The 21009-nt window shown below is 50.7% G+C and carries 22 protein-coding genes, 1 tRNA gene and 1 pseudogene; 3 read left to right on the top strand and 21 right to left on the bottom strand.

What is annotated here, in order from left to right; genetic code table 11:
- Positions 1–85 precede the first annotated feature (85 nt).
- Entirely contained in the window at positions 86–3043 is a 2958-nt protein-coding gene (locus FT643_RS09485) for a hybrid sensor histidine kinase/response regulator (protein WP_156871124.1), read from the top strand.
- Positions 3044–3072: 29 nt separating this feature from the next.
- Here FT643_RS09485 and FT643_RS09480 read toward each other — a convergent pair whose 3' ends face one another.
- The 10 genes from FT643_RS09480 to FT643_RS09435 form a co-directional block, all read right to left on the bottom strand.
- On the bottom strand, positions 3073–3795 hold the full coding sequence (locus tag FT643_RS09480; RefSeq protein ID WP_232340007.1) for an urease accessory protein UreF: 723 nt from the start codon (positions 3793–3795) through the stop codon (positions 3073–3075).
- On the bottom strand, positions 3737–4210 hold the full coding sequence (gene ureE, locus FT643_RS09475; RefSeq protein WP_156871123.1) for an urease accessory protein UreE: 474 nt from the start codon (positions 4208–4210) through the stop codon (positions 3737–3739). Before ureE ends, FT643_RS09480 begins: the two co-directional genes overlap by 59 nt.
- A 9-nt stretch (positions 4211–4219) precedes the next feature.
- Positions 4220–5923 carry an urease subunit alpha gene (gene ureC, locus FT643_RS09470; RefSeq protein ID WP_156871122.1) on the bottom strand — a complete coding sequence of 568 codons (1704 nt, stop codon included), beginning with the start codon at positions 5921–5923 and terminating at the stop codon, positions 4220–4222.
- Positions 5924–5952: 29 nt separating this feature from the next.
- On the bottom strand, positions 5953–6258 hold the full coding sequence (locus FT643_RS09465) for an urease subunit beta (protein WP_156871121.1): 306 nt from the start codon (positions 6256–6258) through the stop codon (positions 5953–5955).
- A 47-nt stretch (positions 6259–6305) separates the two neighbouring features.
- The gene (gene ureA, locus FT643_RS09460; RefSeq protein ID WP_156871120.1) at positions 6306–6608 is read right to left on the bottom strand and encodes an urease subunit gamma; all 303 of its coding nucleotides are present in this window, start codon (positions 6606–6608) and stop codon (positions 6306–6308) included.
- 65 nt (positions 6609–6673) lie between these two features.
- Positions 6674–7543 carry an urease accessory protein UreD gene (locus FT643_RS09455; protein ID WP_156871119.1) on the bottom strand — a complete coding sequence of 290 codons (870 nt, stop codon included), beginning with the start codon at positions 7541–7543 and terminating at the stop codon, positions 6674–6676.
- Between the two features lie 197 nt (positions 7544–7740).
- On the bottom strand, positions 7741–9072 hold the full coding sequence (locus FT643_RS09450) for a DUF1329 domain-containing protein (RefSeq protein WP_156871118.1): 1332 nt from the start codon (positions 9070–9072) through the stop codon (positions 7741–7743).
- Entirely contained in the window at positions 9069–11324 is a 2256-nt protein-coding gene (locus tag FT643_RS09445) for a hybrid sensor histidine kinase/response regulator (RefSeq protein WP_156871117.1), read from the bottom strand. The genes FT643_RS09450 and FT643_RS09445 overlap by 4 nt, the downstream gene beginning before the upstream one ends.
- Before the next feature lie 123 nt (positions 11325–11447).
- Positions 11448–11927 carry a c-type cytochrome gene (locus tag FT643_RS09440; RefSeq protein ID WP_156871116.1) on the bottom strand — a complete coding sequence of 160 codons (480 nt, stop codon included), beginning with the start codon at positions 11925–11927 and terminating at the stop codon, positions 11448–11450.
- Positions 11928–12059: 132 nt separating this feature from the next.
- The gene (locus tag FT643_RS09435) at positions 12060–12518 is read right to left on the bottom strand and encodes a DUF4136 domain-containing protein (RefSeq protein ID WP_198043440.1); all 459 of its coding nucleotides are present in this window, start codon (positions 12516–12518) and stop codon (positions 12060–12062) included.
- 285 nt (positions 12519–12803) lie between these two features.
- Between FT643_RS09435 and FT643_RS09430 the strand changes: the two genes are divergently transcribed.
- Positions 12804–12880: transfer RNA gene (locus FT643_RS09430), tRNA-Arg, on the top strand.
- A 27-nt stretch (positions 12881–12907) separates the two neighbouring features.
- Here the strand turns inward: FT643_RS09430 and FT643_RS09425 are convergent.
- The 3 genes and pseudogenes from FT643_RS09425 to FT643_RS09415 form a co-directional block, all read right to left on the bottom strand.
- Positions 12908–13201, bottom strand: a complete 294-nt coding sequence (locus tag FT643_RS09425) for a hypothetical protein (RefSeq protein ID WP_198043439.1) — start codon at positions 13199–13201, stop codon at positions 12908–12910.
- 109 nt (positions 13202–13310) lie between these two features.
- Positions 13311–14075 (bottom strand): IS21-like element helper ATPase IstB, encoded by a 765-nt coding sequence (istB, locus tag FT643_RS09420; RefSeq protein ID WP_156871113.1) that lies wholly within the window; start codon positions 14073–14075, stop codon positions 13311–13313.
- Positions 14068–14577 (bottom strand): annotated as a pseudogene (locus tag FT643_RS09415) (Mu transposase domain-containing protein); the annotation flags it as partial. The gene istB and the pseudogene FT643_RS09415, both read right to left, overlap by 8 nt.
- Here FT643_RS09415 and FT643_RS24035 point away from each other — a divergent pair.
- The gene (locus tag FT643_RS24035) at positions 14569–14724 is read left to right on the top strand and encodes a transposase domain-containing protein (protein ID WP_156871111.1); all 156 of its coding nucleotides are present in this window, start codon (positions 14569–14571) and stop codon (positions 14722–14724) included. The pseudogene FT643_RS09415 and the gene FT643_RS24035 overlap by 9 nt on opposite strands.
- A gap of 284 nt (positions 14725–15008) precedes the next feature.
- Here the strand turns inward: FT643_RS24035 and FT643_RS09405 are convergent, their stop codons facing one another.
- The 8 genes from FT643_RS09405 to FT643_RS09380 all read right to left on the bottom strand — a co-directional run bounded on the left by FT643_RS09405 (position 15009) and on the right by FT643_RS09380 (position 20994).
- Entirely contained in the window at positions 15009–16379 is a 1371-nt protein-coding gene (locus FT643_RS09405; protein ID WP_156871110.1) for a Fic family protein, read from the bottom strand.
- A 91-nt stretch (positions 16380–16470) separates the two neighbouring features.
- A complete protein-coding gene (locus FT643_RS23140; protein WP_198043438.1) occupies positions 16471–16923 on the bottom strand; it encodes a hypothetical protein in 453 nt (150 codons plus the stop codon).
- A complete protein-coding gene (locus tag FT643_RS09400) occupies positions 16923–17792 on the bottom strand; it encodes a relaxase/mobilization nuclease domain-containing protein (protein WP_198043437.1) in 870 nt (289 codons plus the stop codon). Before FT643_RS09400 ends, FT643_RS23140 begins: the two co-directional genes overlap by 1 nt.
- Complete coding sequence (gene mobC, locus FT643_RS09395) at positions 17789–18199, bottom strand: plasmid mobilization relaxosome protein MobC (protein WP_156871109.1); 411 nt, start codon at positions 18197–18199, stop codon at positions 17789–17791. Before mobC ends, FT643_RS09400 begins: the two co-directional genes overlap by 4 nt.
- Positions 18200–18527: 328 nt before the next feature.
- Complete coding sequence (locus FT643_RS09390) at positions 18528–18968, bottom strand: HipA domain-containing protein (RefSeq protein ID WP_317621986.1); 441 nt, start codon at positions 18966–18968, stop codon at positions 18528–18530.
- Positions 18968–19339, bottom strand: coding sequence for a hypothetical protein (locus tag FT643_RS23390; RefSeq protein ID WP_232340006.1), 372 nt, complete (start codon positions 19337–19339; stop codon positions 18968–18970). Before FT643_RS23390 ends, FT643_RS09390 begins: the two co-directional genes overlap by 1 nt.
- Before the next feature lie 58 nt (positions 19340–19397).
- Positions 19398–20576 (bottom strand): Fic family protein, encoded by a 1179-nt coding sequence (locus tag FT643_RS09385; protein ID WP_156871108.1) that lies wholly within the window; start codon positions 20574–20576, stop codon positions 19398–19400.
- A 145-nt stretch (positions 20577–20721) separates the two neighbouring features.
- On the bottom strand, positions 20722–20994 hold the full coding sequence (locus FT643_RS09380) for a hypothetical protein (RefSeq protein WP_156871107.1): 273 nt from the start codon (positions 20992–20994) through the stop codon (positions 20722–20724).
- Positions 20995–21009: the final 15 nt, after the last annotated feature.

Raw genomic sequence — 21009 nt, 5'->3', positions numbered from 1 at the left:
GACTATTTGAGTCTATATATAGCCTATTTGTCTTATTGATAGTCTATATTCTATGGAGGATGACTGATCTTTCGGATAGGTTTGGATGCCTTTGCCGCATTTTACGGACCACATAGCGGAGAAAACGAAAACCCTATTTTCGGCCCGATTGCCGCTGCAGGTAAGGGTTACGGCTTCCTGCGCTCTACTGATTCTTTCAGTCATGCTCTCGTTCGGGTCACGGGCGTCCGACAACGCCATACACATCAACGCGGACTTTGAACGCGTTTCCGCCAGCCTGCATTCGGAATACCTTCGCGCCGCCGGTGCCCAACTGGAACTGGGCGATATCCTTCAGTTACCAGCGCACCAATGGACAGCAACGAACAGCGAAGCGCCTTTTTTCGGCTATAGCCCAGACCAACTCTGGGTGCGTTTTGAGGTCCTGAACGAGAACCACCAAAAACACCACCTTTTGCTTGAGCTGCCTTACCCGCTACTGGACCAGGTTGAAGTTTATTTACTGCAAAACAGCTCCGTGATTCAGCACTACGTAACCGGAGATCAAGTTCCGTTCCAGCAGCGCCCGGTGGACGCCACTCACTTTGTGTTTCCGATCAACCTGGAAGCCGGGGCGCGCAATTCCGTATACGTCAAAGTAAGCACCAGCAGCGCTCTGGGTGCACCACTAACCCTGTGGTCCAGCGAACATTTTTTCGATCACCAGCAAGCCCCCTTGATGATACAAGGGCTCTACTTCGGCATCATCCTTGTCATGCTGTTGTACAACCTGTTTTTATTCGCCAGCATTCGTCACATTAGCTATCTGTACTATATCGGTGCAGTGCTCGGCTGTGCCACCTATGTAGCTTCTGTCTTGGGTTTCGGATTTCAGTTTTTATGGCCGCATACACCCTGGGTGAACACCTTTGCTGTACCGGCAAGCCTGGCTCTGTTCGGATTAATGGGAACGCTGTTCGCCACCTCGCTGCTGAATGTCCGTGACCGTTCACCGAATATGTATAAGCTACTGGTCGTGCTGGCCTGCTGCTTTCTATGTGTATTAATTTTGAGTTTTATACTGCCCTATCGTTATGCCACCATCGCCGTTTCCCTACTCGGTATGCCCACTACGTTGATCGTTATCGGCTGTGGCTTTGTTATGCTACGGCGCGGTGTGCGGACCGCCCGCTTTTTTGTGCTGGCATGGACCATTTTACTCTCCTCGGTGTTTATAACCGGACTTAGCAAATTTGGTTTATTACCAAGTCACCCGCTTATTACTTATTCCATCCCGTTGGCCTCGGCAATCGAAGTGCTGTTATTCTCGATCGCCTTGGCCGACCGCATTATAGAAATCAGAGAACAAACCTTTGCAGCCCAGAAAACCGCACTGGAAAAAGAAAAGATCGCCCGGGAAGAACACCATCGATTCCTGGAGTTGAAGTTCAGATCGGAACGCGGCGAACTGGCTGCAAAAAAAACGCTGTTGGAAGCCAAAGAGGACAACCGCGCCAAAAGCGAATTCCTGACAATGATGAGCCACGAAATTCGAACACCTCTTAACGGGGTTCTCGGCATGGTGGATTTAATGCGGGATTCTGAGCTGGATGACAATCAGCGGCACTTTCTGAGCGCGATCACGCACTCCGGCGCATCATTACTGGGCATCATTGACGACATATTGGACTACTCCAATATCGTCGCAGGCAAACTGAAATTAAAGACCAGCAACACCGATCTCCAGTTATTGTGCCAGGAATGCATCACCGTTTTCTCCTCCAACCGGGAGCGCCAACATCTCAAGCTGTTTTGTTCTTTTGCTTCGGGCACCCCCGACTGCATACAGGCTGATCCGGCAAGGCTAAACCAGGTCCTGTTTAATCTTTTGGGGAACGCTTTTAAGTTCACGCAAAAAGGTCATGTTTTTCTACAGGTGTCCTGTGACAATCAAAGTGCTGCAGATAGGGTAAGACTGCGATTTGATGTCATCGACACCGGGCCGGGCATTCCGCCCAAGAATCAACAAAAATTGTTCAATGCTTTCAGTCAGGCTGACACCAGTATCAACCGTGAATTTGGCGGCACTGGATTGGGATTGAGCATTTGCAAAAAACTGGTTGAGCTAATGGGTGGCAAAATCGGGGTGATCAGCGTGCCAGGCCAGGGCAGCCGTTTCTGGTTCAGCATCGACTGCCAGCAAGCGGACAACGATTTTCTTCAACAACACAAACTCCAGGCAGACGACCTTAAAAACAAAACCGTGTTGCTGATCAGTGAAACCCCCATTGCGTTGCAGATTTTATCCGATCAAACCAGCTCTGTGGGCATGCTGGCCGAAGTCGCGCACAACACGGACAACGCCATTGAGATTGTTAAATCAGACCGAAAACACTTCAATTTTGTCGTGTTCGACCTAGACGCAAACAACCCTGCATCGCTCGATCAAATACGCTCACTGAAACAACTCGAACCACTCAGGAATACCCATTTTGTTATATTAAGCACACCGGTTTTATTGCCAGACAGCGTCACGCTTCAAACCCTGGGCGTTGACACGGTTTTGCAAAAGCCATTTGCGCCCAAGTATTTTCTGCAAACCTTATCGCAAACCCTGTTAAACGCCAGCCGCCATCCGCTTTATGCCGGTTCCGCTAAATCAGATCACGCGGATACGGATGAATTCCCTCACTGCCATATTCTGGTGGTCGAAGATAATGTGGTCAACCAGATGGTAATATCGGGTCTATTGAAAAAATTGGCGGTACATTTCCGCATCGTGGAAAACGGAGCATCTGCCGTTGATTATGTTACCCAGTCGGGAGCAACGATTGATTTAATTCTGATGGATTGCGAGATGCCGGTGATGGACGGTTTTGCGGCGACCAGCGCCATCAGGGAATACGAATCGAAACAGAAGCTGTCACCCATTCCCATAATTGCGCTTTCTGCCCACGTATTACCGGAACACCAGGAGAAAGCGTTCGCCGCCGGAATGAATGATCACATAGCTAAGCCCATCGACTTTGCTGTTCTCAGAAGAAAACTCAGCCGACACCTTTAGCAACTGACATTTCAGGGGCTAACCACGTTTCAGGAACGAAACAGGCGACTGTATTGGCACTCGTGCCGCATGCTGGCCATGGCCACGCCGGGCAACGACAGGCCGATTTCATCATCTTCTATCAACCGGGCCTGTTCAAACCATGCGGGCAAAAACCCGGTTAAACTTTGATAAACACGTTGCCCCGCTGTCTGCCCTAGGGGGAATAGCTTCAATGCAGCGGCAATCTGGTTCTCCAGCCAGCTCCAAACATACCCAATGCAAGCGGCGTTAACAGGAATCGATTTTTCGCTGGCTGCCAGGGCGAAAGCAGAGACGTAGCTGATGGTTCCTGATCGCCATTGCCTGGCCTGATGGTAATCAAGATCCGTGATCAGGCGCAGTAAAGCAGCCCCCATCTGAACATCTTCCTGTCGTAATTCTGCGGTTTCTCTTAATGCCAGTGAAACCCCGTTCCAATGCACCAGCGCCTGCTGATTGCCCTGCTCTGCTGCTGCGTATAAGCGCATCAGTAACGGCCACTCCTGGTGAATAAAGCTGTGTTGTAATATACCCCGCAGCCAGTCAGAAAAATCCGCTTCGTTCTGTAACCAGCCTTGCTCAATCGCCCCTTCCAACCCTTGCGACCAGGCAAATCCCCCCACCGGCAATGTAGGACTGGTGAGCTGCAATAGTTGCAACAGGGGCAGGGAATCAATGTTCATGGTGGTGACCAGGGCTATCATCATGGCCGTGAGCATGCGCGACGGCATAAGCACCGTCCTCCGGTTCAAACGGGCGCTGCTCTGTGGTAACGGTTAACCCTAATCCACGCACCATGTCGTCCAGCACATGATCGTGCTGGTAACTCAGAAAGCCACTACCCACCTGCAGCGGCACATGTCGATTGCCAAGATGGTAGGCCGCGCGCATCAATAACAGAGCGCGCTCACTGCGCACCACACTCAAGCACTCTTGCGCCGCTTTCACCACGATAATGCGCCCGGTCTCGTCCCGTAACAAAGTGCCGTTTCGCAAAATCTGGCCACGGGGCAACATCAAGCCTAATGGCTCGCCACTTTCTGCGAGGGTCTTTAAGCGGCTTTTTTTGCGTTCATCGAACGGCAAACACACACTCAACTGTGCATCGGCCGTCGTCTCTTCTATCGTTTCGAACACTTTGATCATTGGATTGGCCTAAAACAAAAAGTAGCGTTGCGCTAACGGCAAAATTTTCGCCGGTTCGCAGGTCAACAAGACACCGTCGGCACGCACTTCATAGGTTTGCGGATCAACCGTGATATCCGGCTGATAGTCATTCAGCTTAAGATCTTTTTTGGTCACCGTCCGGCAACCTTTAACCGCCGCTAAAGTACGTTGCAAACCGAGCTGTTGTTTGATTCCGTTATCCAGCGCCGCCTGCGAAACGAAGGTGAGATTGGTATCCAATACAGAACGACCAACGCCACCAAACATCATTCGATAATGCACCGGCTGGGGCGTTGGAATAGAAGCGTTCGGATCGCCCATGGGGGCAGCCGCAATGGCACCACCTTTCAGAATCAACGAGGGCTTGACCCCGAAAAAGGCGGGCTTCCATAACACCAGGTCAGCCCATTTTCCCACTTCAATCGAACCCACTTCGTGACTGATGCCATGCGCAATCGCCGGATTGATGGTGTACTTGGCAATATAACGTTTGGCACGAAAGTTATCGTTGCGATCACTGTCCTCGGGCAACGGGCCGCGCTGCACTTTCATCTTGTGCGCTGTTTGCCAAGTACGGCATACCACCTCGCCAACCCGCCCCATCGCCTGGGAATCGGAAGAGATAATAGAGAAGGCGCCAAGGTCATGCAGAATATCTTCAGCGGCAATCGTTTCCCGGCGGATACGGGAATCGGCAAACGCCACATCCTCGGGTATACCGGAATCCAGATGATGACACACCATCAGCATATCCAGGTGTTCATCTACCGTATTAATGGTGTATGGCCGTGTGGGATTGGTGGACGAAGGCAGCACGTTGTCTTCGCCACAGACTTTTATGATATCCGGAGCATGGCCGCCGCCAGCCCCTTCTGTGTGATAGGTGTGGATGGTACGCCCTTTAAAGGCGGCCACCGTATCTTCCACAAAACCGGACTCGTTGAGGGTATCCGTGTGAATGGCCACCTGCACATCGGTTTTCTCGGCCACGCTCAGGCAGTTATCTATGGACGCCGGAGTGGTGCCCCAATCTTCATGCAGCTTTAAGCCCATCGCTCCGGCTACAACCTGCTCTTCGATTGCTGGTGCCAGACTGCCATTGCCTTTGCCCAGAAAGCCCAGATTCATTGGCAGGCCTTCAGCGGCCTTAAGCATTTGTGCAAGATGCCAGGCACCGGGTGTACAAGTGGTGGCATTGGTGCCGGTGGCGGGCCCGGTACCGCCCCCAATCATCGTTGTCACACCGGACATCAGGGCTTCTTCGATTTGTTGCGGGCAAATAAAATGGATATGGGCATCGATGCCGCCCGCGGTCAGAATCTGCCCTTCCCCGGCGATCACCTCGGTGCCTGGACCGATTATGATCGTCACCCCACTTTGAATATCGGGATTGCCGGCTTTGCCAATGGCCGCAATGCGTCCATCTTTCAGGCCCACATCCGCTTTGACGATACCCCAGTAATCCAATATCAGTGCATTGGTAATGACCGTATCCACGCATTCACTGCGCGGACGTTGGCTTTGCCCCATGCCATCCCGTATCACTTTGCCGCCACCGAATTTAACTTCATCGCCATAACGGGCAAAATCCTTTTCCACTTCAATCAGTAACTCAGTGTCGCCCAAACGCACTCGATCACCGACTGTAGGGCCGAACATTTCGCCATAGGCGCGTCTATCAATCTTTGCCATGTTAAATTCCTTGCTTGCCTATAGTTTGACTACAGTTTGCCCATCACCATGCCACGGAATCCGTACACCGCTTTTTCACCGGCGTATTCCACCAAATTCACTTCCCGGCTCTGGCCCGGCTCAAAACGAATGGCTGTGCCTGCGGCGATATCCAGACGAAAGCCTCTGGCCTTTTCCCTGTCAAAATCCAGCGCGCTGTTCGTTTCATAAAAATGATAGTGTGATCCGACCTGAATCGGTCGATCGCCTGTGTTTGCCACCGTGATGGTTCTTTTCGGCAATCCGGCGTTTAATTCCAACTCACCGGGTTCAGTTATTAATTCACCAGGAATCATGGGTTGTTCCTCTTCATAAGGCGTTCGGTATAGGGACGGTATCGAATCTAAACGATCGGGTCGTGTACGGTGACCAACTTGGTACCATCGGGAAAGGTAGCTTCCACCTGCACATCGTGGATCATTTCCGGCACGCCTTCCATGACCTCGTCACGGGTCAGCAATGTACGTCCATAGTCCATTAATTCTGCAACGGTTTTGCCATCCCGGGCCCCTTCAATAATTTCAAATGAAATGAGCGCGACTGCTTCAGGATAATTCAATTTTAATCCGCGACCCTTGCGACGTTCCGCCAACTGAAATGCAGCGAAAAGCAGCAATTTATCTTTTTCCCGTGGTGTTAATTCCATATTGTTGTCCTGTGGATAGTTAGCCGTATGCCCAAACAGATTATTGTAACTTGGACCTATCAGACTCAGGTAAACCAGATTCGCGGCGCGACCGCAGATTGCTTCAGCAACGCTTGCCGTAAGGTTCTCCAAATCTCGATAAATAGATTTCTTATCGGTGCAGCCTGGGCTGACGTAGCGCGTATTACTATGATTCCCGGTAGCTCAGTGGCCGCCGCCTGCAACACGACACCCTTGTGTACCATACACTGGTCCTGTAATAACTGAATCTCGGTTTTTTGCAATTGTTGTTCCGGGTTCATCGCACAAACCAATGTGCCGGTGGCAGTCGCACCGTTCAGGCCCCAGGGCTGGAACAGTAGCTCGCTGCCGCCCTGAAAACGATTGCGCTCTAACAACACCGGCACACCCTCCCGATACAAATCGAATTGCTGCACTAACTCACCCTGATCGAAACTGTCACCTGAGGCAGGACGCCCCAGGCATGTTATTTCCCAGCCGATAAAGGTGCTGGCGGATTGCAGGTGAATACGGGTGCAATTCCTCGCCTGAGCGCTGTTGAACACGATATTTTCCTGGGGCAGCCATTCGCACACGCCGTCTTCGGCCACACTCAGTTCAACGCTTTGAGTTTGCTGCAAGCGCTGCGCATTGGATTTATAAACCCGCCCCGCAGAGGGCGTGGTTAACAGGCAGTGGGCACCCGGATTCACTTGCGCGCGAATTGAAAGGCTGTCTCCGGCCACAATACCGCCGGGCGGATGCAGCAGATAAACGTGACATTGGCCGCTGTGTTCGGGATAGAAAGGACGCTGTACCCGCAATGGTCCCTGATGGCGGTTGCGAATCAGCGCTGTGCGCGCCCCCCGAAGCGCAAATTCCAGATCCAGCGTCGCCGACCAGCCGGTGTTCACCGGTGTCGCAATTGCATTCATGTTTATTGGCCCCACGGCTCCGCGTTATTATAAGAATAGTGGCGTCCAATATTAATGAGTCGGGTCTAAAAAGCAAAACCTAAACCGGATGAAAGACCAACAATCCGTTAAGCCACGGCACCAAATCCGATCAGGGTAGCCCATTCTGGTGCGCACCACACCCATTGTGCACCCATTGCAGCTGTGCTCACCGTCTTCTATCGTCGCAAGCGCTGACGGATACTTGTGGGAGAGAAATAGCCTTCCTGCGGCGGTTGCAGATAAAATTCCGTTCCATTACCGGCACTGCATTGCATAAAGTAGGCCCGCTGCCCGAAGTCATGATAAGCATCCAGGGATGAAAACATACCGGGCATATCTTCATAATAGGCAGAAAAACGCAGCGCAAAACGCCACAGATCGCCTTTCTTATCATAGTTATCTGCCATCACAATGCTCCAGGTGTCCTCATCGATATAAAAGGTTCGGTGAGCATAGATATGACGCTGCCCGGGTTTGAGTTTGGCCTCCACTACCCACACCCTATGTTTTTCGAAACGCATAGAGTGTGATGATAGATGATGCGGCGTTAGCACCAGACCGTCATCACACCGGTTATATCGCATCTTCTGATTATTATAGGGAATCAACATTTCCCTGCGCCCCAACAGGGTCCAATCGTAACGATCCAATGCACCATTAAACATATCTATTTCATCGGCAACCCGAATCCCTTCTGAGTTAAATAGCGGGGAATCGTAGCCTAAAACAGGTGAGCGCCGCATACGCCGTTCGCCTGCAACATAAATCCAAGCCTGTCTGGGCTTGTGCAACGGTTGCAGGGTGTCATGGATCAGCAGCCCACCACCAGCCAACCGAGCAGGACCAAGAATATAGGAAAAATACAAGGTACTGCGCCAATCCAGCGATGCGAAGGCACGGTCTTCACGATAGTAGCTCGCGTAGGTTTCGATTGAGGTTTCCAGAGTATCGATGGTGCCCCCGTCATACACCGTATTCTCAAACAAATGCAGACGGATAAATAAGCCCTTCCAGCGAGTCTGGTGATTCCACATAATTTCCATTGCGGATGAAGGAAGCGGAAAAGGTGTACCCGGCCAGGCTGCCAGCAACTCATCGCCGGACGGACTCAAGCGCGCATCGATTACATTTTTTCGAGTTGCCTCATAGGTCCACTGCGGTTGCCGCGCCGGTCGGTGAGTCGGATAAACCGGCATGAAAAATGTTTTGGGGTATTGCTGAAACATCTTTTGTAAACCGGCACTCAGCAGTGGTGCATATTGGTCCGAGTGGCCCGCATCGATGGTATATAACGGTTGTTCCTTTTCGATTTTCTGCATCCATTCTAAATGGGCTTTTTCCGTTAATTTATCAGCGTTCCAAGCCGGAATACTGCCATCGGAATTCGCGCTTCGTATCGCACCGATTGGCGTCAAGTCAAGCTCCAGCCTGTCTCCATTGGAAGGGTTGGCCTTCACCCTATCCATACAAAAAATCACAACACAGACCAACAACAGACTCCGTTTCATTCCGCTTTACCTACGACAGTCAAAGCACGGCTGCGCCGGGTCAACATCACCAGCCCCTGGTATAGCAAGTCACGATCCACCGGCTTTTTCATGAACCCGAGCATACCGGCGGCATAGGCCTGCTCTTCATAATCCGTAAGCACATGTGCAGTCAGTGCAACAATCGGTGTTTCCGGCTTACCTCGCCCCCGCTCCCATTCCTTAATTTTTTTGCAGGCCTGCAAACCGTCCATCTCCGGCATTTCCCAATCCATCAGTACACAATCAAACGGCACCTTTTGTTTGGTCACCTCCTGAAAGGCCTTCAGCCCGTTCTCTACAACCGTGACCGTCACACCCACTTTTTTCAATATGCCCTCAACCACCATTTGGTTGACCTTATTGTCTTCCGCGACCAACACCGTTTTGCCATTCAATTCAGAAATATAATATTCAATCCTGGAAACCGCATCCGCACTTTCCATTCCGGACAGCTTATTCTCATCTATGCGCTGCAATTCGATCGTAAACCAGAATTCAGAACCCGCCCCCACCTTACTGTTTACCCCGATGTCGCCGCCCATCAAATGACAAAGACTCTGGCTGATCGCCAAACCCAAACCGGTGCCGCCATACCGCCGGGAAATACTGGAATCAGTTTGGGAAAAATGTTTGAACAGATCCGCCAGTTGCGAACTGTCCATACCGATACCGGTGTCCCGCACGCTACAGGTAAGATAGTGCTTGCCTTGCTTCATATTGGCAGAAAACTCCACGCTGACCTTACCCTGGTCAGTAAACTTCATCGCGTTACCCAGCAGATTAAGCAGAATTTGTCGTAGCCTTGAAGCGTCACAGTTAATTAAATTCGGTACCCGTTGATCGAAACAAAATTCAAGCTCAATGCTTTTTTGTTTGAAAAGCGGTTGAAACAAGTTCTGAATTTCGTGTACTGACTGCCGTAAATTGAACACACCGTTTTCAATTTTCAGCTTGCCTGCCTCTATTTTCGAATAATCCAGTACGTCGTTAATCACCGAAAGCAAGGACTGACCTGAGCTCTTCAGTGCCATCAGAAAGGTATTCTGTTCTTCATTGAGCGGGGTTCCGGATAATAGATCCACCATCCCCAACACACCATTAATGGGGGTACGCAATTCATGGCTCATGGTTGCCAGAAATTGACTCTTCGCTTTATCTGCGGCTTCCGCTGCATTCTTTTCTTTGTGCGCACGCTCACGATTACGGGCGTCACGCAAATCAACAATATAGATAATAATAAAAATCAGCAGCAGCGATACCAGACCCGCGATATAGAAACGTTGCCTGCGCTCAACATCGGTTCGTTCACTTTCGTAACCGGCCAGGAGCAAGGCAAGGATCTGATTCCGGTCCTCCCCAGCAGACACCATATAAGCGCTCATTTGCTGGTAGTATTCACGCCAGGGCGTGTCCAGGTCCGGTGACTGAATGACCTTCCAGTCCAGCGTATCTGCCGCGTCTCTTAGCAAGCTCCAGGGAAGCGTCGAAAACGGTACCTGCAAACGCAACGCAGCGTGAGATTGTGCTAATTGATTGACCCGTGCATTTAGCCTTTCATGCTGCAACATCAACCGCTCATAAACCCGTTCGAGTGTCTCCACACCATCAGAGGGCACATGCCCGATACGCAAATAGAGGCTGCCATAGGATCGAGCCCGACCGAGCTCTACTGTGGACTCCTGAAATTCATCCAGCGCCAGATAAACAAGGTTAAGGGATAGTTCTTTTGAATCATTGAATAGTCCGCCCTGATCCGCCAAGCGAAACTGCATTTGTTGTAACATCTCCACGATTGGCTGATGCTCGCGAAATGCCACATCCGGGGTATAGAGTTCAGCCCCCAGAACAGGGCGCACACCGTCGATCAGATTCATCAGGCGAGGATAGCTGAATTGAACAACCGGATTGTCCTCTGTAAAACCGGAATCCTGAGCCAGTTGTTGCAACAGCGCCTTCAGGCTCGCACGTTGCCGGTTGTATTCTTCTTCAATGTTTTCACTACGGTCATAAACAACGATGACACTCAAATCACGCAACCGCTGCGCCTGATCCACCGCGCTCTGAACCATACGGATATCATTCACGGCGCTGATGCGGCGCTCGATCAGTTCAATCTGTTGGTCGCGACTGTATAGTAGCTGCACCAGCACCACCGCTAACGGCACCACCAGGAACAACGACAACAAGCCAATGCGGGTAGGTAAGTAGAATCGACCATGCTGATTAATCAAACGAGCATTCCCTGTCTATCTGATTTATCCATCACTCACTTAACAATATAGCCGCATCACACTGAATTTACCCAAAAAAAAGCCCCGGACGATTTCTCGACCGGGGCTTTTCTGACGGATCGCTTATTTCGATTCGCTAACCATGTAGTCAACGACGGCTTTAATGTCGTCTTCAGAGCAAGTCGCACAGGTACCCATCGGGGGCATGGCATTCAGCCCCTTGATTGCGTGGGTATACATAGTCTCATTGCCCTGCGCAATTCGGGATGTCCAGCCTGCTTTATCACCCACTTTAGGTGCTCCTGCGACGCCGGTACCGTGGCAGGCAGCACAGGTGGTGTTATAGATTTCTTCTGGCGATTTTGCTTCTTCCGACCCTGCCGCCACGGCGGGTTGAGCGCTGGCGCAATCTTCACCTTGCAAACAAACCTTGGCTGCCGGCTGGGTTCGCGCATCGATTTTAGCCGGGCTCATAATCGAACGCGAACCCAGAGGTTCATCACTACCGGATTGATCCGCTAATTTTGATGCCAGCGCCTGTCCGGAAACAAACAAACCGAGGAAAACAGCAACAGAAACAACAAGTTGCTTCAGCTTATCCATTCTTACGCCCATCTTATCAAGTCCTCTCTACAGATTTTTATTGGAATGCTTCAATGACGGCAGGCAGCCCCTCAGGTCGCCTAACATCGGATTCGAAACGGTTACAAAGCGTTGGAGCGCGCAAGTATACCGTTAAGGGGGAAAGTTGCCCAGCATCTCAGTGACCAGATCATTGATCAGGTCGCTGCGAACCGGTGGCTTCATGTCATTTTCCAGATTTCTATTGGCCTTCGCCGTCCACACCACGTTGCTGCTCGCGGTATCAATAATATCCAGCATCAGCCTGGCTTCCGTTTCCTGTTTTACCGGCGGCGATGTGCTGACGCCCACACCCACCGGGCCGCTTCCGAAACCGAACCCCAGGCTCAGGCCCGACTGCTTCGCTTTGACTTCCGGTTGCAAATAATAAGAAACCAGCATATCCGCCTGGTCCGCTTCTGCTATTTGGTAGCGCCCCTGCAACGACGATTTGATCGCTGCTTCTATGCGCCCGGAATCCAGGCTCTGATTGGCTTGTTTCCGGCTTTGCTGAATCGCGTAGGTTTTATAGCCCGTGAAGGCAGTGTCTGTGGCGTAATCGTAAGTGGCCATCTGCGTGCTGCAGGCTGACATAAACAGAATTGGAAAGAGAAGCAGAAAGCGTAGCATTGAGCGCTAACCTCGTGAACCGCAAGAGTGAAGGCCCAGAATAACCAAAAGCCCGCCAATAGAAAACCACGGCAGCTATTTATCCTAATCAAATCAATATCGTTTGGTCGTTGTATTATGACGCCGGTCGCGATTATAATGGCCCCGCTCAATCACTTGGCTTGTCAAGCACTTAAACAATGCCCTCCCCCGTGATTGAAATCGCAGTCTGTTATCACAACAGCACACGCGCCCGTAGCTCAGCTGGATAGAGTAGGTGGCTTCGAACCACTTGGTCGGGAGTTCGAATCTCTCCGGGCGCGCCATTTCACTATTCGACCCTGAAATGCCACCTAAAGCCTTGAAAGGCAAGGTGGTTTCAGGTTTCGAAAACCTTCTCCACGAACATACGCCAATCTGTCCGCAAAAGTGAGTTTCATCACTGCATGACGGCTTTCCATTCGCTCGGAAGCCCAGAGTTCATGCGGGTTTGCGAGAAAGTCCATCGCGGTTCGAAAACTATCGTCAAAGTCTCTGATTGGACGACCACATTTAGCGATCTTTTCCTGCATAACCTGCTTATCCAGTTGAAGCTGGCTGATGCGTTTCTCGTAGGCGCTCACCACGGTGTTATCCTCAGCCTCCACGATACGATCCAGCAATTGTTCGATCTTGCGCTCAGTCTTGTGTTAAACGTCAATTACTTTGGCCGGTTCGCGTCAATTAACTTGGCCGGTTGATATTTTGTAATTATCGTTAGCGTTTAGTCTGCTTTTCCCTCCTCTTCATGGACATCTTTTTACGGAAGCTTTCACCCTTTATTTCTAGAATGGTGGCGTGATGGACCAGCCGGTCAATCGCCGCCACGGTCATCATGTTGTCGTCGAAGATCTGATCCCAGGCACTGAACGGCTGGTTTGATGTAATAATGAGGCTGCCGGTTTCGTACCGGTGGGCTATTAATTCAAACAGTACCTGCGTTTCCTGGCTACTCTTTTTCACATAACCGATATCGTCCACGATAAGTACCGTGTACTTGTCCATACGCGTGAGTAGCTCCGCCAGAGTCAGATCTGCCTTCGCTTGTTGCAAGCTTTGTACAATACCGGTAGCCGTGGTGAACTTGATTCTGACACCTTGTTCGATCAGAGCGTATCCTATGCCGCATGCCAGGTGGGTTTTGCCTACGCCGCTGGCCCCAAACAGCAAGATATTCTCTGCTTGGTTCACCCATTGCCGCTGTTGGATCAAGGCTGTGATCTGGTTTTTATTAATGCCTAAGGTGCTAGTAAAATCAAATTGGCTGAGTTGCTTAGCCGGTGGCATTTGAGCCTCGCGCAGATACCGTTGTAGGCGTTTTTGATGGCGCTCACCCGCTTCCTGCTCGCACAGTTCTGCTAAATACGTTTGTGGCAGCCACTGTTCATCAATCGCTTTTTGCGCCAGAACTTCCCAATGCTTGGCAAAGTTTGAAAGCTTTAGTTCTTTTAGCAACACAGGTAGAGATGCGACGTTAGCCATGCTGCACCTCCTGCTCCAACAGCTGATCATAGTCGCTCAGGTTGTGCTGCTTGCTGGTAATCAGCGGGATGACCGTCGCCTCAACGCCAAAGCGTTGCCGGCATTGCAGCTCGCTGGGTAATGTGTCATCTACATGCTGCCAGATCCGGTGATAGTCGGGTGACGGCAGCAGGTCGTCGCGCAATTGTGAGTGTCTGAATGCCTGGGGTTTGCGTACGAGCGAGTCAATCACGTGGCGATAGTCGACGCATCGGCCTCGCTGTGTTTTAGTACCATAGACTCTGGGCAGTTCCAGGATTTTCTCGTGTCCATGGAACAGCTCCAAGCGCTCATCATATAGCTGAACATAAAGCCGCTCACCAATAAAGCGCGAAGGCACTGTGTAGATCACCCGTCTGAGATCAAAGGTACTACTGCTGCTAATCAGAACCCGGTACTCCGCATAATCCTGCGTACGTCGCTTGGGTAGCTCTTGTAGGTAAGCACGCTCTTCTTGGAAACGTGCAAGCTTCATGGCCACGAGCCGTATGCGTACCTGAAACACATTTTTAAAGAGCTACCTAAAGCAGAGAACGTAGATCAGTTCGAAGCATTACTGCCCTGGAATTTAGATGTGGACAGCGTAAAGGAAATGGCTCGTGCTGTTTAGTGTGCCGTTCGTGGAGCGGTTACGTTTGTATGTTACCTTTTACGAGTGTAGCAATAGAATTTCGAAGCATCTAGAGCAGCTCTTCTTAGACACCTATGATTTCTACTTGAACAAAAATGAAAACAATGGAAGTAAAACCTTATTTGCAGTATGGGACGAAGAGCGACATCATTTGGGTACAGAGATGCACGAGGTTAGTAGCCGCAGCAATATTCATGGGATCGATGATATTGAGTAGGAAATATCGCGAATACAGTAGATGAAGTAGCCCGTGAATTTACAACTCACGGCTTGCTCGAAAGCCATGCTTCGAGCTGCGCTTCAGTGATACCCAAGCCAATAATTGCGCCAGCATGTAGAGTGCTCAGATCAGCCAGTGTCATGGCTGTAAATTTATCGATATCAGCGATCCCTTGGTTCTGGCAGTAAGTTTCAATCAACTCTTCTGTCGTCGAACCATGTAAGCCTTGCTTTACGATTTGACTCATGATGGCTTTTCGCTGTTGGCGATATTGAATGCGAAAGGCATCAATTTCCCCAAGCGATTTCTTGACCACGCCATACTGTTTGCACGAACGAGTATAAGCCCAGGCAAATAACTCAAGCATGGGTTCAACATCATTTTTCTCGTAAATAGCCAGAAGAGCTGCGGTGTAATCATCCCGCGCAACACCGGTGAAACTAAGCGGACATAGATTGCTTTTGATGAACGGAATATTGCAGCTCAAGCGTGAGGTTCTTTTGTTCACATCCTCAAATGCCTGCAAATAGGATAAATGCACCAGTAAAAAGAAGCTTTGCTCGAAAGGGTCTTTGATCTTTTTTGCTTTCTGCAAAATCAGTTCAAAGAGTTCCTTTAAAACATGGGGATTTGCCAACGGCTTGTAGGTGGATTGGCCGATATCCACTTCCAGTGTTCGGATATTGCCACAAGCTTGAGGATTGGCGAGCAAATCCTGTGATAGCAGGTGGTGCAAATTGCGGATGGTCAGGCTGCTAAGCTCTATATCCTGTGCATTTTCTACCAGAAACAGGATGGCTTCCTTGTGGTTCATGATCATCACGGTTTCTTCATGAACCTTGCCTTCTGCGGATATGCCTTCTTCCACCAGTTTTTGTGTGTCCAAGCGGGAGTAAGTATTGCCTTCCAAGCGGCTGGAGTTATAGGACAGGTCGATCAATAGCCTCTGGCAGATTTGCCGGGCGTAAGTACCTGCCGCTAACTGCTCATCGAAGCGTTTGCCTTCTTGAAAGAGTGCTTCTCGCAGCTTTTTAGGGACATATTGGCTTTGATTAGGGACATAGAAGTCCAATAAATCACGGTTATAGGACACTTTTTCCCGAGCATGGAGGGGCGCATCCAGGAATTTGAGCTTTTCTTGGCTCTTAGGGCTAAATATATTGGCTGAGCTGTCCTTTAAGTGTCCTTTTTTTGTCTCTATAGAAGCTTCAAGAGGGTGATAGCGAGTCGCCTTCCGTTCACCTTTTCTGGCTATCTTGCCTTCATCAACAAGTGCCGTTAGCCGTCTTTGTAAAGTCTTATAATTTATAATAAAACTTAGGGATTCCGAGATTTGACCACGAGAAAGCCCTTCGGGCTTTTCACCCAGAAGGGTGATGATTTCTTCGTTTTGCTGCTCAATTTCTTGTGTCATATTCACTCTCAAAAATGTCCCTTAAATCAACTTAGCGCATTTATAGGACATGTTCAATGTATTTTTAGGACATTAATTCATTTAAAGGACACTAGATTTCCGGCTCATGCCCGCGATCTCGGCTCTTATCCCGCTTTGGCGCGGGTTTTCGCTCCTTCTCATGTTGCTCTGAGCACTTACGGTATTCATCCTTCAGATTGCTAGATTTTCCGGTTTTCAAATCTCGGTAATCCTCAATATCCTGGCGCAACAGCTCGATTTCTAGCTCATGGGTATGGATTTCGCTGCGCTGGCGCAGGCTGAGCTGCTGGCGTTGTTGGATATGCTTGAATATCAACTCGACTTTCTCCTGCCGATCTCGCTGGAAGGCGACAAGCGCATCGAGTTCATTTTGGCGTTTAGTCTTTTCGTACTTACCTGTAAGCCGATGCCAAATACCCATAAGCCCCTTGGATAGGCGCTGTGATCGCTCTTTTGTTTCTGTATCCCAGCGTTTGCTGTGGGATTGCTCCAAAAGTAGTCGCTCTTTGCGCTGTTCTTCCACTAGGCGTTGGCGCTTGAATTCAAAGGCTGCTGAGCGTTTGGTTTTGCATCGGCAAGGTGCTGCTGAAGCTTTTGGGATATATCTGCTGCGATTTTGGCTTTCGTTTGCTCAATAGATGGCAGCGTTTTCGGATCACCCGGGCGATCACGGACTTCTTTGGTCTTAACCCCTGTATATCTTGCGATAGCATAAGTTTCACCACGGTAATCGACCGCAACAAAGCCGCGTCGATCACCACGGGCCAGAACAAAGCCCTTGCTGTGCAGGGCTTGTGAAAAGGCATTACAGTTATCAGAGATGGCCCAGCATTCCTGGAAAGTGCGCTTAATCTCTTTAGGGTTTAGCCCCACGCGGCGGGCTTGTTGCCATTCCTCACGGCTGAAGTTGAGCGGGTTCCGATCCTTGCAGTCAACGATGCCTGGCGGAATTTTCCAGCCATGCTCCAAATACAGCTCCCTGAATAGGTCTTTTAGCTTCATTTTGTAGAAAGGCAGGTTGATGGCCTTCATCTCGTCTGTGTCGATCCTCGGCCAGACCACATGGGCATGGCGGCGACCTTCTTTCTCGTGGAATACGACTGCGCGAGGCTGATCTTCCAGTCCGAGCTTCTGTTCTATCTGCTCAATTGCCGTTTCAAACACCTCAATCGGCACACGCTCATTTGGTGGTGGGCTGAGACTTAGGGAGAAAAATGGCTGCTTTGCGCGAGTACCCTTGCTTGCGGCATGGATTTCATTGAAGGCAGAGGGCAGGTCTTCAGACATAAAGCCCCGCAGCTCATGAACCTCGACATGTTCATTGTCTTCGGTTTTGAGCAAATGAATGGCGAGCTGTCTGCCACCAGAGCGCTGCGCTCCCTTCAAGATCATGGCGGCCCCTTAGCAATCGGGAAGCCCAAAGCCTTCATAAGCTGGTTGCGCATTTCTTGCACGGCACCGCAGGCATCTTGAAGTGCTTTTTCTGTATCAGGGGTGACTGGCAGAGAGCCCGTATTGGCAGCTTTAGCTAACTGGTTAAGGTTATTGGCCAGCCGTGATTTACCCAGCTCACCGAGAACAGAGCCTAAAGCTTGATCATCCTTAAGTGGTTGCCGGGTGCGTGTGCGCACTTTTCGCGGTGTGTCTGTATCCGGTAGAACGATTGAGCGGATATAAGCGCCTAGAGGCTGGTTTCCAGCCTCTTTTTCCAGGGTGGCGCGTTCCTCAAAGGTCAGCCGCAGTGAGAATGGAGTAGGTAAGCTGCTGTTTTTACTCGAATTTGTCGGAGGAGTGCTCATTACGCCACCTCCTTGAAGAATGGCGCATACTTCTTGAGAAAGTCATTCCATTCCTCTAATGTCTGGAAAAGGCGGTTCGAAGTTTCTCCTTCGAAGTGCGCCATTTCAATATTCGACCCTGAAATGCCACCTAAAGCCTTGAAAGGCAAGGTGGTTTCAGGTTTCGAATACCATCGTCAAAGTCTCTGAAGCCTTTCTTGAAGCACATATAATAAGGATGGCGTTCATTTTTACCCTTTGACCAGCATGCCGTTAACGCGGCCCCTTTCTCTGGTCAAATTTTAGGCTCTTGGTTTTCGATGGCTTGCCGGTTTTTCCGGCGGTTGAGTTAATCCTCAAATGCAAAAGCATTGAGGAACTGTCTTTTCCAAAACAGTTTGCGATCAACTGCACTCAAATTTGCTTCATCGCAAACCTTATCCCAATTTAACTCAATCGCTTCGCGCTGCTTTTCGAAAACTACTTTGGCCTCACTTTCAGTTAGCTGGAAATGGGGCGCGGCATCCAGGCAAGACTTGAGTTTGCTTAATCTATTGTCACCAGAAATCAGCATAGCCTGAGTAGTTTTTTCGCGATCAAATCGCTCGATCAACAGAACGTCTTTTTGTGCAGCTTGCAACAGTTTTACATGCGCGACATTTATTCCGGCAAGCGCTGCCAATTGCGTGGCGATGTATTCTGCCTTCACCACACTGTAAAGGTCAGTGCGGGAAGAAAACTTCGCCACGTATTTAGTGCCCTGATCTTCGCCTCGTCCTTGGTATTCGATTAGCGCTTTGGGACGTGCGCCGCCGATAGCGCTGCCATGAAAGAGCGCCTGATCCCGCTCAGGGGTGAGCGGTACGCCTTGTTCAACCCGCGCTGCGGATTGCAGCAGTTCTTCCAGTGGAACATTGTTTGCCGAGCGCGGAACGTATTCACTGGGGGAGCGCTGAAAATCCAGTGCGCCATACGGTCAGAGCCGGATTCCAGCAAATAGGTTAATTCGCCGAGTGCATCGGTATCCGAATCTTTGCCTTTGCTCCCTAGCTTCTTGTTGATGATAACGCGCCGGCCCCAGGCATCCGGTGCGGAATCCCGGATGCATCCGGGCATAGTTAGCCCATCAAGCAGGGGCAACACGCCCGGTTTAAGCCGCAATTCCGGTTCCTTGGCATCAGGCAGCCATATCCAAACAAAAGCTTCTTTATCTGTGCGCTTAATGATGGGTTGTGGCGATGGCGTAACGGGTGCTACGGCCACCACCGGGTAATTTGTATAGGCATTGCTTGTTTAACAGGTCCGCCAGCTCGCGGGTGGCGGTGGCTTTACTCACTTGGGCGAGGCTCATGTATTTGCGGGCATTGATACCCTGGCTGAATTCTTCGCCCTGGCCATCCAGTAGTCGGTTCAGCACTTTGATTTGGCGTTCACTCAGCACGGTTTGTGCGTGCTGCTGCCAAAAGCGGGCTTTTTCGATGACCCGCTGAAAGCGCAGCTGCCCCTGTTGGATGGCGTCGACCAGTACTGAAAGGAACCAGCTTAACCACGGGGTGATGTCGATGCTGTCTGTATTGCTACTGTCAAGCCTTTGGGCTTGTTCCAGCTGTTGGTAGTACTCCTTGCGGCGCGCCATGATGGCCGCGCTTAAGGAGTAGAAACGAATACTGTTTTGCTCCACCTGAGCCAGGGCGCGATCGGTTACGGCTCGGGTAACCCGGCCATTGCCGTCGTCGAAGGGGTGCAAGGTGATCAACCACAGGTGGGCTATGCCTGCGCGGAGTATGCCGTCCAAGTTTCCCGGTGGTTGGTTAAACCAGCGGATAAAGCGTTCAACCTGTTGCTCTAATCCATCCCTTGGTGGTGCTTCAAAATGCACTGTAGGTTGGTCAATGCGTCCGGAGATTACCTGCATGGTGGCTTGGCTGCGTAGCTCTCCAATCAGTAGCTCTCCAATCTTCAGTTGGGTGAGCAGTGGTGGTTCGGGAAACAAGGCGGCTTGCCACTGGCAAAGAGTATTAAGGGCGAGAGGTTGATTGGGCTGGCTGGTAGCCTCAATCAGCAGCTTTACCAGGGATTCGGTTTGCGGCGTTCCACTGGCTTTGCTATCCACAAATCCGGCCCGCTCCAAGCCCAAATGGCGAACAACAGAGGATCGCACCGAGGCCACATTAAGCACCTCCCCTTCTATTTCGCTGGTGCGCAGGGCGGTTTGTAACAAGGCATCCAACTGGGCCGGTGCCTGGATATCATCGGGTAGTGATTCCGCATAGCCCAGCAAGCGGCCTTGTTGCAGGCGTACGTTTCCCACCTGTTCACGCAAGGTGTCTTCCAGCCAGGTAAACGGCGGTGTTGTTCCTTGGTGCCAATGGGGATGCTGCCAAATATAGTTGGGCATAGGGGGTGGAGGGTCCTATTTGCCTTATTTATTGTACTTGTTGTGTGTCGTGAGCCGATTAGATGCGCTTAAACGGCTCAATATATGAGCCGAATAATAGTAGTTATTCGGCTCATTGACCAGCTTCTTCTGCAAACAGGGCCTTTTACAATGGTTTGGATCGCTGCCATGCGGTTGCTATTAGCGTTGATAAAGGTGTTGAAGGCGTTGAGGTAATCCTCGGGCTTTGGACCATCACCGTATCCGGTGGTGACTTGGGTGACTTCATCTGCGCCGTCATGAAACACCACCGGCTTGGTGAAGGGCTGCGGACCTCTACTTTGGCATCCAGCAGTTCTCCAAGGCCGGGGTGCTGAGTAAACCGTTTAACCAGCCCACCACGAACGTCCGCTATCGGCAGCTGGTGCAGATCGTTCAATTCTAGAACTTCCGC

The organism is Ketobacter sp. MCCC 1A13808, from assembly GCF_009746715.1.
Classification (GTDB): Bacteria; Pseudomonadota; Gammaproteobacteria; order Pseudomonadales; family Ketobacteraceae; genus Ketobacter.
The sequence above is the reverse complement of the archived record's forward strand: the minus strand, read 5'-3'. Positions and strand labels throughout refer to the sequence as shown.

What these genes read in the sequence shown, in the direction of transcription:
- FT643_RS09450 (WP_156871118.1), bottom strand. Translation starts at nt 9,072, where the DNA reads ATGAAACGGAGTCTGTTGTTGGTCTGTGTTGTGATTTTTTGTATGGAT.
- istB (WP_156871113.1), bottom strand. Translation starts at nt 14,075, where the DNA reads ATGGCTAACGTCGCATCTCTACCTGTGTTGCTAAAAGAACTAAAGCTT.
- FT643_RS09440 (WP_156871116.1), bottom strand. Translation starts at nt 11,927, where the DNA reads ATGGATAAGCTGAAGCAACTTGTTGTTTCTGTTGCTGTTTTCCTCGGT.
- FT643_RS09480 (WP_232340007.1), bottom strand. Translation starts at nt 3,795, where the DNA reads ATGCCGTCGCGCATGCTCACGGCCATGATGATAGCCCTGGTCACCACC.
- FT643_RS09485 (WP_156871124.1), top strand. Translation starts at nt 86, where the DNA reads ATGCCTTTGCCGCATTTTACGGACCACATAGCGGAGAAAACGAAAACC.
- FT643_RS09405 (WP_156871110.1), bottom strand. Translation starts at nt 16,379, where the DNA reads ATGACACAAGAAATTGAGCAGCAAAACGAAGAAATCATCACCCTTCTG.
- FT643_RS09465 (WP_156871121.1), bottom strand. Translation starts at nt 6,258, where the DNA reads ATGATTCCTGGTGAATTAATAACTGAACCCGGTGAGTTGGAATTAAAC.
- FT643_RS09385 (WP_156871108.1), bottom strand. Translation starts at nt 20,576, where the DNA reads ATGCCCAACTATATTTGGCAGCATCCCCATTGGCACCAAGGAACAACA.
- FT643_RS09400 (WP_198043437.1), bottom strand. Translation starts at nt 17,792, where the DNA reads ATGATCTTGAAGGGAGCGCAGCGCTCTGGTGGCAGACAGCTCGCCATT.
- FT643_RS09455 (WP_156871119.1), bottom strand. Translation starts at nt 7,543, where the DNA reads ATGAATGCAATTGCGACACCGGTGAACACCGGCTGGTCGGCGACGCTG.
- ureC (WP_156871122.1), bottom strand. Translation starts at nt 5,923, where the DNA reads ATGGCAAAGATTGATAGACGCGCCTATGGCGAAATGTTCGGCCCTACA.
- ureA (WP_156871120.1), bottom strand. Translation starts at nt 6,608, where the DNA reads ATGGAATTAACACCACGGGAAAAAGATAAATTGCTGCTTTTCGCTGCA.
- FT643_RS09435 (WP_198043440.1), bottom strand. Translation starts at nt 12,518, where the DNA reads ATGGCCACTTACGATTACGCCACAGACACTGCCTTCACGGGCTATAAA.
- ureE (WP_156871123.1), bottom strand. Translation starts at nt 4,210, where the DNA reads ATGATCAAAGTGTTCGAAACGATAGAAGAGACGACGGCCGATGCACAG.
- mobC (WP_156871109.1), bottom strand. Translation starts at nt 18,199, where the DNA reads ATGAGCACTCCTCCGACAAATTCGAGTAAAAACAGCAGCTTACCTACT.